At 41.4% G+C, this 17,163-nt stretch carries 10 protein-coding genes and 4 pseudogenes; 10 read left to right on the top strand and 4 right to left on the bottom strand.

The window, feature by feature from the left end; all coding sequences use genetic code 11:
* The 3 genes and pseudogenes from ACZ5ZC_RS16620 to ACZ5ZC_RS16610 form a co-directional block, all read left to right on the top strand.
* Positions 1-220 (top strand): annotated as a pseudogene (locus tag ACZ5ZC_RS16620) (hypothetical protein); the annotation flags it as partial.
* A 206-nt stretch (positions 221-426) separates the two neighbouring features.
* Positions 427-1,069: pseudogene (locus ACZ5ZC_RS16615) on the top strand (IS4 family transposase); the annotation flags it as partial.
* Positions 1,070-1,567: 498 nt separating this feature from the next.
* Complete coding sequence (locus ACZ5ZC_RS16610) at positions 1,568-2,911, top strand: sigma-54 interaction domain-containing protein (RefSeq protein ID WP_054868429.1); 1,344 nt, start codon at positions 1,568-1,570, stop codon at positions 2,909-2,911.
* A 266-nt stretch (positions 2,912-3,177) separates the two neighbouring features.
* On the opposite strand, the pseudogene ACZ5ZC_RS16605 reads toward ACZ5ZC_RS16610, so the two are convergent.
* Positions 3,178-3,934: pseudogene (locus ACZ5ZC_RS16605) on the bottom strand (EAL domain-containing protein).
* A gap of 812 nt (positions 3,935-4,746) precedes the next feature.
* Between ACZ5ZC_RS16605 and ACZ5ZC_RS16600 the strand changes: the two are divergent.
* From ACZ5ZC_RS16600 to ACZ5ZC_RS16590, 3 genes are all read left to right on the top strand, one after another.
* Positions 4,747-6,432, top strand: coding sequence for a CHASE domain-containing protein (locus ACZ5ZC_RS16600; RefSeq protein ID WP_464931822.1), 1,686 nt, complete (start codon positions 4,747-4,749; stop codon positions 6,430-6,432).
* Entirely contained in the window at positions 6,429-6,785 is a 357-nt protein-coding gene (locus tag ACZ5ZC_RS16595) for a response regulator (RefSeq protein ID WP_464931821.1), read from the top strand. The genes ACZ5ZC_RS16600 and ACZ5ZC_RS16595 overlap by 4 nt, the downstream gene beginning before the upstream one ends.
* Positions 6,786-6,872: 87 nt before the next feature.
* Positions 6,873-8,627: a two-component system response regulator gene (locus ACZ5ZC_RS16590; protein WP_464932129.1), complete on the top strand. Its 1,755-nt coding sequence runs from the start codon at positions 6,873-6,875 to the stop codon at positions 8,625-8,627.
* Between the two features lie 260 nt (positions 8,628-8,887).
* On the opposite strand, the gene ACZ5ZC_RS16585 is transcribed toward ACZ5ZC_RS16590, so the two are convergent.
* Together ACZ5ZC_RS16585 and ACZ5ZC_RS16580 are read right to left on the bottom strand one after the other, a co-directional pair.
* On the bottom strand, positions 8,888-10,540 hold the full coding sequence (locus ACZ5ZC_RS16585; RefSeq protein ID WP_464932128.1) for a hypothetical protein: 1,653 nt from the start codon (positions 10,538-10,540) through the stop codon (positions 8,888-8,890).
* Between the two features lie 38 nt (positions 10,541-10,578).
* Positions 10,579-11,703, bottom strand: a complete 1,125-nt coding sequence (locus ACZ5ZC_RS16580; protein WP_464932127.1) for a hypothetical protein — start codon at positions 11,701-11,703, stop codon at positions 10,579-10,581.
* Positions 11,704-12,023: 320 nt separating this feature from the next.
* Between ACZ5ZC_RS16580 and ACZ5ZC_RS16575 the strand changes: the two genes are divergently transcribed.
* From ACZ5ZC_RS16575 to ACZ5ZC_RS16565, 3 genes and pseudogenes are all read left to right on the top strand, one after another.
* A complete protein-coding gene (locus ACZ5ZC_RS16575; protein WP_464932126.1) occupies positions 12,024-13,001 on the top strand; it encodes a DUF2971 domain-containing protein in 978 nt (325 codons plus the stop codon).
* Positions 13,002-13,180: 179 nt separating this feature from the next.
* A pseudogene (locus tag ACZ5ZC_RS16570) lies at positions 13,181-13,620 on the top strand (transposase); the annotation flags it as partial.
* An 87-nt stretch (positions 13,621-13,707) separates the two neighbouring features.
* Positions 13,708-14,169 carry a hypothetical protein gene (locus ACZ5ZC_RS16565; RefSeq protein WP_005379029.1) on the top strand — a complete coding sequence of 154 codons (462 nt, stop codon included), beginning with the start codon at positions 13,708-13,710 and terminating at the stop codon, positions 14,167-14,169.
* A 231-nt stretch (positions 14,170-14,400) separates the two neighbouring features.
* Here the strand turns inward: ACZ5ZC_RS16565 and ACZ5ZC_RS16560 are convergent, their stop codons facing one another.
* Positions 14,401-14,667: a hypothetical protein gene (locus ACZ5ZC_RS16560; protein ID WP_005379032.1), complete on the bottom strand. Its 267-nt coding sequence runs from the start codon at positions 14,665-14,667 to the stop codon at positions 14,401-14,403.
* 660 nt (positions 14,668-15,327) lie between these two features.
* On the opposite strand from ACZ5ZC_RS16560, the gene ltrA reads away from it, so the two are divergent.
* Complete coding sequence (gene ltrA, locus ACZ5ZC_RS16555; RefSeq protein ID WP_464931487.1) at positions 15,328-16,800, top strand: group II intron reverse transcriptase/maturase; 1,473 nt, start codon at positions 15,328-15,330, stop codon at positions 16,798-16,800.
* Positions 16,801-17,163 lie beyond the last annotated feature (363 nt).

The following is a 17,163-nucleotide window of genomic DNA, read 5'->3' as shown; positions in this document are numbered from 1 at the left end:
ACGTGCAAAGCTGAACGCGGAAAAGCGCATCAAGGATAACTTCAAGGCCAAGTATGAGAGCGAACGGGAGAAGCTAGCCCTTTTCTCGGCTGCACAACACCATCTCAACGACAAGCTGGTTCAGGCATTGGCTCGTATCGATGATCTTGAGTATGAGAATGCGGAGCTTCGAGAAGAGCTTGCCAAACTGAAAAGGAGCAAGGTCGTGCCAATTAAATAGAGCTGCCCTTACACCTTATATCCCCACTTGATGTGCACCTCAAGTGGGGCTCACACCTAAAGTGGAGATGCAGAAGTAGAAGGCGCCCATTATGAAGGTTTTGGACATTTACGTTTTAGAAACATTGCTAAATTAGCAAAGTTTGAATTACTAAAAGTATGGAAAAAGTCTCTTACGAGAGTCTTCAATATCACTGGATCAGAGCAGGTCGTGTCGTCACGCTTTATGAGCAGTATTTGAGTACAAAAACTACAACTCACCCAAGAGCTATCAGCACTTTCTTGATAAGTTTCAATCTCTGCAACTCCAAGGCTGCACGCCTATCATTATCCCCGACGCTGGCTTTAGAAATACATGGTTCAGACAACTCGCCAACAAATGTTGGTTCTGGCTTGGAGGTGTATGTGGTGAAGTATCGATTAAGTGTAATGAGGGCTCTTGACAATGGAATAAAACGTTTTATCCCCAAGCAACAGATAAGTCGCTATTTTTAGGAGGAAACCAACTTGCTAAGCGCTCACCGCTTCAGCACTTTGCTTACTTATACAAAAGTCGCCCCAAAGGCAGAAAAGCCCATCGCCATAGTCGAACCTGCCAAAAACACTCGGCAGGAAAAGTGTTCTATAAAGGAGCGAAAGAACCTTGGCTTCTGGTGACCAACATTCCCATCATGTGCTTAACGGCATTCATATCACCCGTTTGTACGCAAAAATAATGCAAATTGAAGAGTCGTTCCGAGATCTAAAAAGTCCAGCCTACGGGTTGGCGCTACGTCATAACCGGACACGTTGCACCAAACGCATAGATATCCTGTTGCTCATGGCATTGATGACCGAAATCATCATGTGGGGGTAATTTCGAGGGGATCCGCCAGAGCCTTGTTAAGATGTGAGGTACGTAATATTAATGCTACGGCTTATCACTCCAACAACTAAACTCTACGCGAAGGCAAAGCTGTACGCGTTTTAATTCACTCTTAAACGACTTTACATGCGTATTTTTCCAACTGCGAGTACTAAACTTTTTGTACGATCACGTTGGATTAAATATAAGATTTCTACGGCGTAAAATGGACTTGTTTTTCTTGCAAGGACCAACTCATTTAAGAATGAACCCATAAATCTTTACCCAATAAAGGCACTACAATACTAACTTAGATTCACACCTTCTATATCCAATTGTAATACAACATTCGCATAACGCCGCTTTTTAGGGAGGTGGCAACATTATATTAGTTACCATACTACCGATCATCTCCAAAATGTATCAGAAGTATTCATGCACATCGTCTTGTGCACTTAGAGCAATCCAACTATATTACCTCATCACAGTAAAGAGGACATTTATGTGTCGATGCCAAGCCTGTTTCTAAGAATACAAGATCCATCACTTAAAAATGCCATCGCTTCTTGCCAGGAACTGAACAAATTTCGTCTGCATGACATCAATGCCGCAGACCAATGGATTGAAGATTTCCTACAACTCAAACCGGAAGTTGCGATTGTTGAAGCCACCCACTTTACTAGCGCAGATTACCAGCGCCTTTCTAATATCGAAGACATCTACGATATGGACTTGATCATCATTAGCTCTGGTGCTCCAAACGAAAATTTGGATAAGCTGATGAACTTAGGTGCAATTTTTCACTATAGAAAACCCGTCGATATTGCTATTTTGACGGACACCCTAGGCGAAGTCAGCCAGTACTATCAGCAAAAACAAGATCAAGGACGTAAAGTGTCCACTAGCGATCTCGACCAATTTGGCCTTTTGGTGGGTTCCTCATCACCAATGCATCAGCTCTATCGCATGATCCGACGCGTCGCTAAAACAGAAGCCAACGTCCTCATTGTCGGAGAAAGTGGCTCAGGTAAAGAGTTAGTGGCACAGACCATCCATTTAGCCAGCGATCGTAAGCAACAACCCTTTATCGCGATTAACTGTGGTGCGATTAGTCCAGAGTTGGTCGATAGTGAACTGTTTGGCCATGAAAAAGGCGCTTTTACCGGAGCGAATAAAACTCACCAAGGTGTATTTAAGCAGGCAGAAGGCGGCACCCTATTTTTAGATGAAATCACCGAGATGCCTATCGAGCATCAAGTGAAGTTATTGCGGGTGCTAGAAACCGGAGAGTATCGCCCAGTTGGCAGTAATACGGTTCATATCGCTAATACTCGCATCGTTGCTGCTACAAACCGTGATCCTAAAATCGCCATTGAGGAGCAGTTCCTGCGTGAAGATCTGTTTTTCCGGTTATCGCATTTCCCATTAACGATACCGCCACTGCGAGAACGAGGCGGTGATATCGTCGGTCTGGCCAAGCACTTTATTGCGCACCGCAACGCCAATGAGGCAAAAACCAAAACGATTCTTGACTCTGCGATCCAAAAAATCGCTGTACACAATTGGCCAGGTAATGTCCGTGAGCTCAAACACACGATCGAGCGCGCCTTTATTTTGGCTGATGACACTATCCGAGATGAACACCTGATCTTCGACACACCACCATTGGAAACAGGCACCAGCATCGAAGACCTTGTTCCGGCGGGCGTCTCGCTAGAGGAGATCGAGAAAGCTGCCATTATCAATACCCTTGAAGAGAATCAAGGTAATAAAACGGAATCAGCGCAGGAGTTAGGCATTAGCGTGAAAACACTCTATAACAAACTCGAAAAGTATCAAGACGAGTAATTTACTGTGAGCAAATTATGAAACACCTACCATCGTATTGTTATGGTAGGTATCGAACTAAGACGACACTTCAGCAATTTAAAAGTTTAAAAGTTTAAAAGGGTCTGTAGAGCGTTTGAGTACTATTTATCAATCGTTAACCCGAAAAAATAGAAATTCCAGTAACGTTGCTCGTAGCCAACAGCAATCATAGGCTTAGTGACTTTTTATTGCCCCTCGAGTGTTGGATGCCACTTAGTCATCGGGGAATAAGGCTTTCCTATTACCTAGATAAGCAACCTAAAATTAGGCGGCGGTAGGCATTCAAAACCTGGCGATGCAATCAAATAACCTTGAACTAAATCGATATCCAAGGACTGGAGAAATGTCATTTCTTCTAGAGTTTCTACTCCTTCAGCCAATACGGAAACTCCAAGCTGCTGAAACATACTGACGCAGTTTTTAACAATAATTTGACGACTAACAGAAGAGTTAATGTCACGAATTAACCCCATATCAAGCTTAGCAACATTGGGTTGAAGGTCTGCTAATAAACTTAAACCGGAATGACCAGCACCAAAGTCATCAATGGCGGTTAAAAAACCAAGCTTTTGATAGTACTCGACAATATTTTTCAGATGTTGAGTATCTTTTATTCGCTCTCCCTCTGTAAACTCGAACATAATTTTGCTAGTTGGAAAGTTATATTTTTTAGCTAAACGCAACGTAGTTGCTAAACAGCGCTCTGGCTCATAGACTGCATTGGGTAAAAAGTTGATGCTTAAGACAGAGTCTAAACCCAACTCTGCGGCTAATTGTATCGCTTTGGATCTACACTGCTGATCAAAGCTGTATTTATTCTCTGCATTCACTTGAGACAAGACAGAATAAGCAGATTCATTTGTCACCCCTCTAACCAAAGACTTGTTGCCTTTTTAGGTCCCAAATAGGCTGAAAAGACATGCTGAAATCACTAAATTGTACTTTTCGACATGTACAATAATCACATTTAGCTTTGGGCTTTATATCCATCTCTTGAACCATATCCCTTTAAACCTTCACGATTTTAACGCCCTTTTTGGGTAAACTAAGGGTAATATATCAGCCTATGACGTTAACTACGGTACATTGAGATCTCATAATTAGTTTTTAATAAAAATACTTCTCCACTAATTTCGTATAACTTCATTTCAATTCCTTGTATATTAAGCTTTGTGATCAATAACTAAAAATTATAACGACGTATCTGATTAAGCCGGTTGGAAAGTACTTCTGTAGAAGTTAAGTTAGATAGCCCCGACTTTGCTACAGTTATTTTCAAACTATGTCAAAGTCTACGCTTCTTGTTTGTATCGCTCTTTTTTACCTTCCTTTACCTCTACCTTAGCCTTAAACCTCAAGGCTAAGGTAGAGGCCTAAAAAATTTATTTAGTGCGGTATTCAGTACTAAGAGGAAGACAGAATCGGCGTGGTCAATGTTCGACTATCCCTTCCTCATCCCCCCTAAAGCTCAGAGAGTTACGGTTGCAAGCCCGCTAGTCACTTATTTTTTAATCATGAAACCGTGGTCACTAATGATAAGACTGCTCAGACCATGGCGACTTGTTTTCGCGCAACCTATTGAAGAAACGAAACCACCCATAAAACCAAACAAGAAAATATAAAAAAAGAACATAGTTGCATATAAATTAATAATCAATTATGTTGATTTACATATAACAATTATAAAGGTCAGTTAAATTTTGACGATAACTTTATTGACTCAACGGGTAAGTACACTCCATTGGTATCATTGGCTTGTACTTTTTTTGTCAGCCGTGCTCACTCTTACCGCTTGGGCGGTAACCTCGAGTCAGGTGGAACAAAAAGCAAAAACTCAATTTGAGTTTCAAGCCCATCAGTTGGTCGAACTCGTACAAGAGCGGATGTCGAAATATGAGGAGGCACTGCTCGCAGGAGTGTCAGCCTTACATATGTATCAAGCGCCTGCCTCAAGAGCAGACTGGAAAATTTTTGCTGACCAGTTTGATGTCCCTCGACACTTTCCAGGCATCAACGGTATTGGTGTTATTCACTACGTTCCTGATAACAAAATAAAGCGGTATTTAGAATGGCAAAGAAAGCAACTGTCTGAATATGTGCCGCATCCTGCTCGAACTGCTTCCGAATATTGGCCTATTACCTACATTGAACCAATGCAAAATAACCTAAAGGCCGTGGGACTAGACATGGCACATGAAAACAACCGATACACCGCAGCCAAAAACGCCAGATTAACAAATGCAGCCACCATCACTGCTCCAATTACCTTAGTTCAAGACTCAGAAAAGGCGCCGGGTTTTCTGTTTTATGCTCCCTGGTTTTCTGATGAAGTTCCTGAGTACTACGGAGATACAAAAGATGGTTTCTTAGGTTTAGTTTACGCCCCATTTATTGTAAATAAATTGATGAACGGGACTCTCTCTGGAGAGAAACGACTCGTGAATTTCAGTCTCTATGATAATCAAGAATTACTGTACAGTGATCTTAATGTATCAAACATGCGCCATCATTCAGATCCGCACTTTACACAAACTCTAGAGTTGAATATATACGGTAGAGTTTGGACCTTCGTTATTCAAAGTTCGCCGTTGTTTGAAGCGCAGCAAAATACCACTCAACCTCTGCTTATTCTTGTCTTCGGTATTATCGTGGATGTCTTGTTATTTATACTATTTCTCATGTTGGTTCGTGAAAAAGATCGAGTCGATGAGTATGCAAAGCATTTGACCAAAGATTTGCAATTGCGCACAGACAAGTTAGAAACGGTCACAAAAGACCTTCAAGTCAGAAATCAAGCATTGCAAGAGGCAAATAGAGAACTTGATCAGTTCGCCTATGTCGCCTCTCATGATCTGAAAGCTCCTTTACGCGGTATTTCCCAGCTAGTGACTTGGTTAATCGAGGAATTATCGGAGTTTTTAACCCCTCAAACAGAACAATATGCGTCTTTGCTGAGCAACCGCGTGCAGAGGTTGGAAAAACTGTTGGATGATTTACTCGCTTACTCTCGTGTGGGGCGTAAGCCTGGCCAGCTAGGGAGATTTAATCTCGAGCAATATTGTGAAGAGACATTAGAACTGATTTCTCCCCAACGTAAGATCTCTTTGGTTTGCCACAACCATATCGGAGAGTTTGAGACATTAACGACACCTCTTGAATTAATACTTCGTAATTTAATCAGCAACGCCGTCAAACATCACCACAAGGAAATAGGAACCATTTATGTCTCAGGAGAGGATATCGGAGACATGTATCAGTTTGTGGTTGAAGATGATGGACCAGGGATCCCAGAACAATTCAGGGAGAGAGTGTTTGAATTGTTTCATACCTTACAACCGAGAGACACTGTTGAGGGAAGTGGTTTAGGTCTTTCTATTATTAAGAAAGTTCTGGATTTATACTCATGCCATTATTCTATTGACTCTAGCTCACTCGGAGGATGTGCTTTTCGTTTCTCATGGCCCAAAAATAACCCCGTACTCGTTAAGGAAGCCTCATGACATCCCCTGAATGTAAACCTGTTAATATTCTCTTAGTGGAAGACGATGATATTGATGCAATGGGCATCAAGCGAGCACTCAACACTTTGAAGTTACTTAACCCTATTTACCGAGCTAGAGATGGAATAGAAGCCTTAGAATGCTTGCGAAATGGGGAAATACCTCCCCCTTGTATTGTGCTTCTCGATTTAAACATGCCTCGAATGAATGGACTTGAATTTCTTGGTGAAGTGAGAAGAGATGATGAGCTCTGCTCTCTAGTGATTTTTGTGCTAACCACCTCGAGAAGAGATGAAGAAATTACGGCAGCGTATGAAAAAATATCGCAGGTTACATGGTCAAATCTTCGGTGAGCCAGGACTTTAATGAAGTTCTTGCTTTTTTAGATAACTACTGGCGCATCGTAGAATTACCAGTTCAATGACTCATGGCGGCAGCATATGAAAGTATTAATTATTGATGACGATACCATCGATAGACTTGCAATTAAGAAAACATTGCATAGTACAGATTTGCCTATCTCGATAATAGAAGAAGCGCAAACTGCTCATGAAGGATTAGACAAAGCCCTTAAACAATCTTTTGATGTGATTTTACTGGACTATCAACTGCCACCATCAACGGGGATGGAAGTGCTCATTGCACTCAAATCAAATTCGGATTTTTCCACGTCAATTGTCATGCTCAGCCATAGTAATGACGAAGATTTGGCTTTGAAATGTATTGAGATGGGTGCTCAAGACTTCGTGATGAAAAATGAAATTTCTTCGATCCGCTTGAGAAGAGCGATTATCATCGCAACAGAGCGCTACTTTTTAGAGCAAAAGGTACTCGAGACTCACACTCAGCTAAAACAACTGGCTGAGACTGACACGTTAACAGGGGTATTTAATCGACACTTTTTTGATGAGCGCTTAAAGAAATTTTTACTCATGGCTTCACGCAGTCAAACACCTTTAGCGCTCTTGCTCATCGATGTGGATCGTTTTAAAGACATCAATGACCAATATGGACATGTCACGGGAGATCATGTTTTACAGGAAGTAGCACAAAGACTTCAATGCAACACTCGAGATAGTGATTCTTTATTTCGTATAGGCGGTGACGAGTTTGCAGTGATTGCAACTAACTTAGCGTCTGAAGGGCAGGTTGACTTAATTGTACGACGTATACTCTCTGCGTTTGAAAGTAATTTCAACATTGACCAGCAATGTATTGAAGTTTCTATTAGCATCGGGGTAGCCAGTTATCCTGAGTGTGCTTCAAACTCATTAGAATTGAGAAAGTGTTCGGATATCGCGCTATACAGGGCAAAAGAGAAAGGTCGAAAACAGGCACAGTACTATTCTAAAGCCTTTCATGATACGGTTGATCAACGTTTACGCATTGAAAGTAACCTTAAGCAAGCCATACAAAAAGAGGAATTCGAATTACATTATCAACCTCAATTTGACAAATCAATGCGACTTGTTGGCGCCGAAGCGTTGATTCGTTGGTATCATCCAGATCTAGGCTTCGTCCCACCAGACGTATTTATTCCAATTGCAGAAGAGTCTGGGCTCATTGAGAATATTGGTGAATGGGTGATTGAAACGGCGATTAGGCAAATGTCGATATGGCGAACAGCATGCTTCTTTCCTGAGTCTTTTACGTTAGCAGTGAACCTATCTCCGAAACAACTATCCGCTCCTCAACTGGTCGAAAGGGTTGCTGCATTTTTGCATTTGTATGGAGTCGGTGCTTCTCACATTGAGTTTGAAATTACTGAAAACTGTTTACTCCCGAAAGGCAACGCTTCGAAAACGTTAAACGAGCTCAGTCGGTTAGGTATTCAAATCGCCATTGATGATTTTGGTACTGGCTATTCATCCTTATCTCATCTCAAATATTTTCCAATCGATATTATCAAAATTGATCGCAGCTTCTTAAAGGATATCGAAGTTCACACTTCTCGGCAGTTGTTTGAAGCCATCTGTGCATTTGCACGCTCACTTAACTATGAGATTATTGCTGAGGGAATAGAAACTCCTGAGCAACACAGAGCTTGTAACTCTATGAATGTGTCAAGAGTTCAAGGATTTAAATACTCCAAACCACTTACCGTAGAGAGCTTTGAAAAGAGGTATTTACTCAAAGTTTGGAGAGAGGGGGGTAGGAAAAGAGATCCGCACCGTCAGTTTTGGACACCGAGTTAAGTGAGTTGGACCTCCACCGATCTCCTAGACAAATTTCGCCTATTCTTGGAATTTATCCCCGTAATACAACACGGGGGGTTACAAACGAACACCACTAGAAGAATGGATAAGTTTTTGTAGGGGAAAAGCCCATGAAAAGGATGTGAACGAGTGAAAGGTCTACCAAATAATGGGGCAGAACCGATTTATAGCAACCTGTCAGCCTAGTCACATCGAGGAAACGAAACTGGCACATTGCATTCAAACTAATCTAGCTTGCATTATAACAAGTTGTACTTTTGCTCACGCTCTTTAAACGCGGCGATACCGCCTTCAAGTATGTGGCATACATGTTGTCGTATGCCCATATCACTCAACTGGTTATAAGTTTCTCCATAAGGACTGTCATAGCTGAGCTCTAAGCTCCCTCCGAAGTAGTCAAATCTAAACTCAGAGCAACCGTTGCTGTCATCTTGCTGTCCTTTCTGATCAGCAACAATCACGCACTCGGCATCAGCTGCTACTACTAAATTAGCGTTGTGAGTAACCATTATGATTTGTCTCTTGTTCTTGCACTTGCGAACAAAGCCTTTCAGCTCAGAGTAAATGGTTCTGTTATCCAGATTATCTTCTGGTTGGTCGATTAGTATCGGATGAGTAGAGTTGCTTAGCTCAAGCATCAAGCTCAACAGTACGAGTCCCCGTTTGCCAGGCGACATTTGAACAATATCGTCATCTTTGTATGAAACTACATAGTTAACTTCAAAATAGTCAGTATATAGATGCTTAAAGGCATCAAGTTGTGTCGCGTGTTTTCTCAACGATGGTGCTTCTTTTGCCGCAATACGGCTCGAAACAGAACTGATATCAGTGCAAATAGTCTCTATGCTGAACTGGTACTTACCTTGTTCGTCCACAAGCTGTTCGAGAAGAAACTTCATGTTGCCATTACGATTAAAGCATTGAGTAAACACATCAAATTTTTCAGTATTGACTGATAATTTTGCTTCTATCTGAATATCATCATCGACTTTATATTCAGCTACCTTTTCGCAGAGCTGCTGATAGAGTTCAAACAATTGCTTATAAAGGTTGTCTATCTCTGTTCGACACGCAATCCCATTCTGATCAACAATTTTTCTGGCTCCCATCTTTTCTCTGATTTGCTTGAGTTTCTGCTCCTCTGCTTTCAGTTGCTTGTTCAAGTTATCTAAAGCAGCCTTGTCTTGAACTTTACTCTCAAGCGGTAATAGCGATTCATTAACAATAGCCAGCTTCTGCTCAACGGCTTTTAACCGGTAAGGAATAGAGGACTGTTGTTCCGACACTTTCTTAAGAAAAGACTCAAAGGCTTTCGATAATTCATCTTTTAGCACATCTTTCAGTTCATTTAGAACTGTAGATTTTTCAGAGAACCCTGACTTGATTGCGATGTCCGACTGTATACTCTCAATCCAACGCAACCTGCTATCTTCGACGTTTGCTAAGATGTCATTGAAGTGAGACTGAAAAGATTCAAGTTTTGTTTTGGCTTTTTGGAACGATGCCCTAGCTCTAACTAGCTTGTTATATCGTTCTTCATCTTCCTTAGTGAAATTCGATTTCTTGCGTAATTGCTCAGATTTCTCTTTAATTTTGTCTATCTCTTGCTGAACAGACTTAGAGTTACCGATCTGTTTTCCTTCGTCAGTTAGCTTTTTGTGTTGTTCTACCAGCTCAAAACGCATATCAATCTTGTCTGAGATCTGAGTCCTCAATATATTGATTTTGCGATATGTATTATCAACAAATGCTTTGTAAGTATCGTTCTGATTCAGGATTTTACTGATCAGCTTATTCAGATCTTCTTTACCGTCTTTATCAGCTAGTTGATTTATGTATAGCTGTGGGATAAACGTGATCGCTTTTTCATCTGATGCCTCAAGCTGTGACAACTTAGAAGTCTCTCCATTACTCCATTCAACTTCAAAGTCTACTGAAGCCAAATCATCATAAGTCGCTGATTTAGCCTTAAGAATACTGTTATTAACTTCTGGGGATTTATCGTTTTAGCTATATGATACAGCAGCATAGATTTGCCGGAGGACTTACCGCCAATGATCGTATTCAAATCTTTGCTCAACGGAACCCAATCATCTGAAAATAACTTTTCACCCGAAGTATCAAGGTATCTTACACGACGAATCGTTTGATATTCAGCTTTATGCTCCGGTGAGAGTTCTTGGATTTTTACCCGCTCTGGCTCATAGATGACTTGACGGAGGCCACTAAAGGTTGGGTCTGCTTTTATCCAACAATTGCGTCTCAAGGATGGTTCAAAAATCTTGCCAAAGTCATGAGCGTCTGACCCATTAATACATGGAATGACTCGACCATAGTCACTCAAGATGTCACTCTTTGTGCGCTCTTTTCCCCCCATGAAGTGTTTAATGTCGCTGTCTTTGCCAGAAAATATCATATCAGTGAATTTATAAATATCCTTGCGAGTAGCCATAAATCCATTTTCTCTGATGCCGGACACTCCATCTTTTGAAGCATTAGCAACAATAATAATTGAGTTCTTCTTCAACCAAGATTCATTCTCATACCACTCACGAAACGACTCATATGAAGGCTTAAAGTTCTTCATACCTTCTTTCAGAGCAGCTTCATCGCTTAGAGCTGGATTAAGTGCTTTTCCAAGGTCTCTCAGTTGCGGTTCAATACATCCATAGAGGTGCGTATCGTACTTGTACGTCAATCGTGTAAGGGCATTATTAATTCGAGTAACGTGGTCTGATTCAGATGGGTCAACAATGATGTGTATATTGATACCTTTGTCTTTTTGAGTTTCAGGAGTAATCCTAAATTCAATGTTGGGGAACATGGCATCAATGTTCTGCAAGCGTCCATGAGACTTATACTTGAGCATCTTTTCGTAACCAGAGATGGTGTAGTAATCAGTAACTCCAATTACTGATACTTCTTCACCTCTACTTTCAATTACTTCTAAGTATTGTTCCCAATTGGATTTGTACTGTGTTTCCAGTACCGAATCAGGAGTGTGAACATGAAGATCCCAACGCCTCCATTCCGAACCATGCTTGAATCTACCCATACCACTACCATGCAATTAATTGATATGCTGTTAGTTTATTTCAGATGTCTAACTTTATGAACAACAAAGCTCACAGTAGTAAAAAAGACTAGATCCTTTCGATAATTATGCTGAAATTCGCTCTTTACTCGATGTTGGAGATTGACTACTTATATTAAGAATACTAAGTCAAAACTAAACTGTAGTAGCACGTAAAGGGGCATTATCGAGCTATAAACACTCATGGAGCAACATCGGAAAACCTTCGATTTACAGTATTGATGCTAAAGCCGTCTATCGATCATACTATGGTCACATTTAGTGAATAAGAGAAGCTGATTATGCATGGAGAACAACCACAAAAGGTATATAGATATCGAAACTTCAGTGAGTTGACCCTAGATTCTTTGTGCCTCGACAAACTGTATTTTGCTAACCCCAGTTCTTTTAATGATCCCATGGATTGTCAGCCCACGGTCATTTCTGACTCAAGCAAGCAGGAACTACAAGCAATTCTGTATGAACTAGTAAAGCGTAGAGTGTCCTCCGAGGCTTTATCATCATTAAAAAAAGCTAAGTACAATAAAGATGACGCGAAAGACTATAGCATTCAGCTAGCGAATAATACGGCATCTAAGGCCTTGGCTGATATAGCTTACTATGCAACTAACCCTGATTATGAAGAAAGTAATATCTCAGTGGAAGATGCAGAATGTTGGATTTTAACATGTGACATTCAAACCGAATTATTGAAACAGCACGATAAGGGAGTCTGCTGCTTTTCTTCTACTCCAGACAGCTCTTTACTTTGGAGTCATTATGGTGATCAGCACAGAGGTCTTTGTATTGGCTATTCTTTAAAAAGAAAGCCAATTCCCACTTTGCATAAAGTGGATTATAGCGATGATCGTTGTTTGCATACGAGTCTTATCGCAAGAGCCATACTTAATAACGAATTTTCAGCTAAAAAAGAACTCGACAATACCGTATTGCTAAGAAAAGCAACGCCATGGAAGTACGAGTCAGAATGGCGGCTCTTTGACCATGTGGGTTTAAATGATTCCCCCCTAGAAATGATTGATATCACTTTTGGTCTCCGTTGCCCTTCGTCAATTATTCATACTGTCGTTAGCGCATTAAAAGATAGAATTTCAGAATTCAGTTTCTTCCAAATAACTCAAAAAAGAGGTAGTTATGCGTTGCAAAGGGAGAGCATAGATCTGGGCGAAATGGCTAGTTACTATCCAAGGGTTTCTCGGTCTGGAATAGAGATATTCGGGCCAAGTATTAAGGGGGGGATAGTTAATCACTTTGACTAGCAAACGGTCATTAGAAAAAGTAGACCAGTTACTGCCATATGCATCTAACCCATAATCTATGCCTAGATGATAATGGGGCAAAGGCGTGTTTGCTATAGGCAGTTCATATCACCTCTGTCAACTTAAACCGACAGAGAAAAAAGTGACAAACTTTCTTGTAAATGAACGAACTATCAACAAAAGGGTTCCTGTTCTTGGTTGTCATTATCGACTGGTATAACTGTGAGGTGTTGTCCTCGCGGTTATCGAACACCATGGGTACAAGTTTTATGTATCGTGGCTCTCGAAGAGGTGATCCAATACTACGGACCACCCGATATCTTTATCCGATCAGGGCTGCGAGTTTACTAGCACTGAGTTCACACAGAGGTTGCTCAATCAGGGGGATATGGATCAACATGGACGGAAAAGGTCGCTGGATTGACAATCTTTTTATTGAGCGACTATTGAGAAGTCTGTAATACGAGGAGATTTGCTTAAAAGATTACAGCACACCCCGTGAAGCAGAGCTTGAAATCGGGCACTACATGGTGTTTTATAATGAGGAGCGTAAACACCAGATACTCAATGACCTCACCCTGATTAAGTCTACTTTGACAGACAGAGCTACGCTGCATGAGCTGGTTCAATCACTTAAGATATTGGCTTATGTGTCCAGCCATTGGGCTTCACTTCTCTAATCCGTTCATAAAAATAAGTTTCGTAGATGCGTAAAGATAACTTATACACCTTTGATAGCTGGCCTGTAGGTACACCAGAACGCTTAATACACGGCTATTGGGAGTTGGGCGTAATGAGGCTTCACACATTTGATAGTGAATGCGGTAAAGAACTTCAAGATACGTACAATCGCATTAACCATGGACTGGGAGCTAATGTTGTGTACATCGACCTAACTTCAATGGGAGATGGTTATCGATACAAGTCAGAAATCTTAGATGTTATTCGAAGTGATCAGCAAACATGGGTGTGGTTCGTAGGCTGTAGAGCGCTTTTGGAGAGTTCGTTGGCGGGTTGGTTACGCTCTGTTTTGACGACATACAACCTAGACCACGTTCGAGTTGCTTTTGTGCTTGATAGCCGTGAGCAATTCAACCATATCTTTCAGGATTACTCAGCTCCGTTCTATCAATCTACCATAGCTCTGGATCTCTCAAAGAAGAGTTAGGCATATTCTTAGTTACTATTAAATATTTACTCTGCGCTTTAGCTCGTTCGTATAGATCCAGCCCTAAATGATCCAATTTAAGTGACTAAAGCGTAGCTTTTACGCTCATATCATCGCTAAATCTAACTTTTGTTATTTTTCGGTCGGGTGGCAATTCAAACAAATGAGAAGTTGATACACTTGGGGCATTTTTGATTCTGGTGATTAACTCCGAAACACAAACATACTGGTTCACAACTCATCAATATCAACGTCAATTTCTGGGGAGTTTTCTCTTTGCTTAACTAGTTCTCGGTCTTGTTCATCTTCCTCAAATTCAATTCGGGAAGAGTCAAAAACATCACGTCGTTCAACTAGAAAGTCAATATCCGCCTTATCCGCACCTTCCGAATAAGCCCCCCAATCTTTTTCACTTGTAGTCACGAATTCATCGGTGTGCGCAGTATGACTTGTTAATCCTTCTAAAAGGTCTTTTTCTGACAGCAGTTTTTTACTCATAACTTACTTCTCGATTCAAAAATGACATTAGATAATTTATAGCATAGTGAGCAGCTAGAAATTAGCTCTGAAACAAGGAAAGGGGCGTGCGACGTGAAGTCGTATGAAGCGCTGTTCACCGCTTAATGTGTGAACCATCTGTATCACCAGATGAACCTAGGACTCTGAATAAAGTAGCGAGTCTGACAATGTAACGAAGACTGGTCATGTACCAGTCGGGATCTAAATCGTGAGAGGACGATCCTCCTGATAACCACAAAATTGGGTGAGTGCTAGGTAGTCAGCATGATGAACATACGTGAATTCGCATAAGGTGCGTTATACGTTGAAACAGCGGAAGTGGTTAATACGCTGTAGCCAAAAGGCAAGAGAGTCGGAAAGAGATTGCCCCATGCTCTTTCGTGATCATTGAACTCTCCGCACCATAGCGAGCATCTACCCTGACATTGCGTAACATACGGAACACGGTAAGCCTGTATTACTCCCTCTGGGAAAGCCTCTGTGGCCGATAGTGATGCAGGTAGAGGATGTTGGAAAAAGCGAAGGCTGCATTGTAACGATGCAGATACAGATTCATATCTGATCACGAAAGTGGGCTGACTTCCGACTGGTCTTCCATTGCAAGATAATTTGAAGAACTTTATTCAAGGAGAAACGCAAATGATGATTTCAAAAGAGATTAGTGCCTCTCCTGACAGTGCTCAATGGCAATCCATCAATTGGAAAGCCGTTGAATCCCATGTTTTAAAGCTTCAGATGCGTATTGCAAAGGCAACACGAGAAGGTAAACACGGCAAAGCGAAAGCATTGCAGTGGATATTGACTCACTCGCGTTCAGCAAAACTTCTTGCTGTTAAGCGAGTATCACAAAATAAAGGCAGTAAAACGCCTGGAATAGACGGCGCTATCTGGAATACGGATACGCGCCGCATGAAAGCAGTCAATCAATTGAGCAGGAAAGCTTATCAAGCCAAACCACTCAAGCGTATCTACATCCCCAAGAAAAACGGTAAACTCAGGCCGCTGGGTATCCCGTGCATGGTTGATAGAGCACAGCAAGCGCTTCATCTTCTTGCACTGGAGCCAGTATCAGAAACACTTGCCGATCCCAATAGCTACGGTTTTCGACCCAATAGAAGTACTGCTGATGCAATTGCTCAGTGTTTCATCTGTTTAAGTCAAAAGAGATCCGCGCAATGGGTGCTTGAGGGAGACATCAAAGCCTGTTTCGATAAAATCGGACATCAATGGCTTATGAATAACATTGCCGTAGATAAACGCATGTTGGAACAATGGTTAAAGTCTGGTTTTATGGACAAAGGACTGTTCTATCGCACTGACGAGGGAACACCACAAGGCGGGGTCATATCTCCGACCTTGATGTTAATGACACTTGCAGGGCTTGAACAGCGCATAAAGTCTACCGCACTAAAAAAGGGTGCGAGAGCCAACTTTATTGGATACGCCGACGATTTCGTCGTCACCTGTGCTTCAAAGGAAGTGCTGGAGAACGATATCAAACCGTTGATTGCTGATTTCTTAGCAGAAAGAGGCTTAACACTCTCCGAAGAGAAAACGCACATTACCCACATCAGCCGTGGTTTTGACTTCCTAGGTTTTAATCATCGGAAGTACAAAGGAAAACTGCTCATTAAACCGAGCAAATCCAACACATTGATGCTCTTGAGTAACTTGCGCGAACTCATCAAGAAGCACGCAATCATCCCTGTTAACGATCTAATCAAGTTGATAAATCCGAAACTCAGGGGTTGGTCGAATTACTATCGACACTGCGTTGCTAAACAGGTATTCGGATATGTAGGTCACAAGCTATTCCATGCGTTATGGCACTGGGCTAAAAGGCGTCATCCGACTAAGTCTAGAACTTGGATTGCCCTTAAATACTTCATCAACCGTCAAGGTCAATGGCAGTTTCACGGTTGGCAGAAGATCATGGATATGGATTGTCAGTTCAATCTGTTTCAAATAGCTAAGGTGCCGATTGAGAGGCATGTGAAAATCAGGAGTGCTGTAACGCCTTTTGATCCTCAATACCAAGAATACTTGGCAAAGAGAAAATCAAAGAAGTTATGTCGTAACTCTTGGCGTGAGCCTACTCTCGCTGCTTTATAAGTTGCTGGGTACCAACTGGTGCCTTCGTGAAGGCTTGAGCCTAGTGCGGTGAAAGTTGCACGCTGGGTTCTTAGAGGGGCGACACTTGGTAACAGGTGTCGTCTACTCGACATAAATGAGCTTGGTGGTATTATCCATCAACCACAACATCTTAAAACGCACTCTTTATTCAGTGACTAATTTTCTGGAAACTGGTACTCTCAAAACTCAAATTTTAGGAAAAATAGTTAAAATTCTCTATTTTTCTGAAAAAGGCTACCCAGCCTCACCATATAAACCTTTCCAGATTTATTTCAGAACCTACTTGTGTTGGTAGTTCGTCACAGTAATATTCTTAGATGTAAACCGATATACCTGTATCTA

It is taken from the genome of Vibrio sp. JCM 18905 (genome assembly GCF_055393305.1).
The sequence above is the reverse complement of the archived record's forward strand: the minus strand, read 5'-3'. Positions and strand labels throughout refer to the sequence as shown.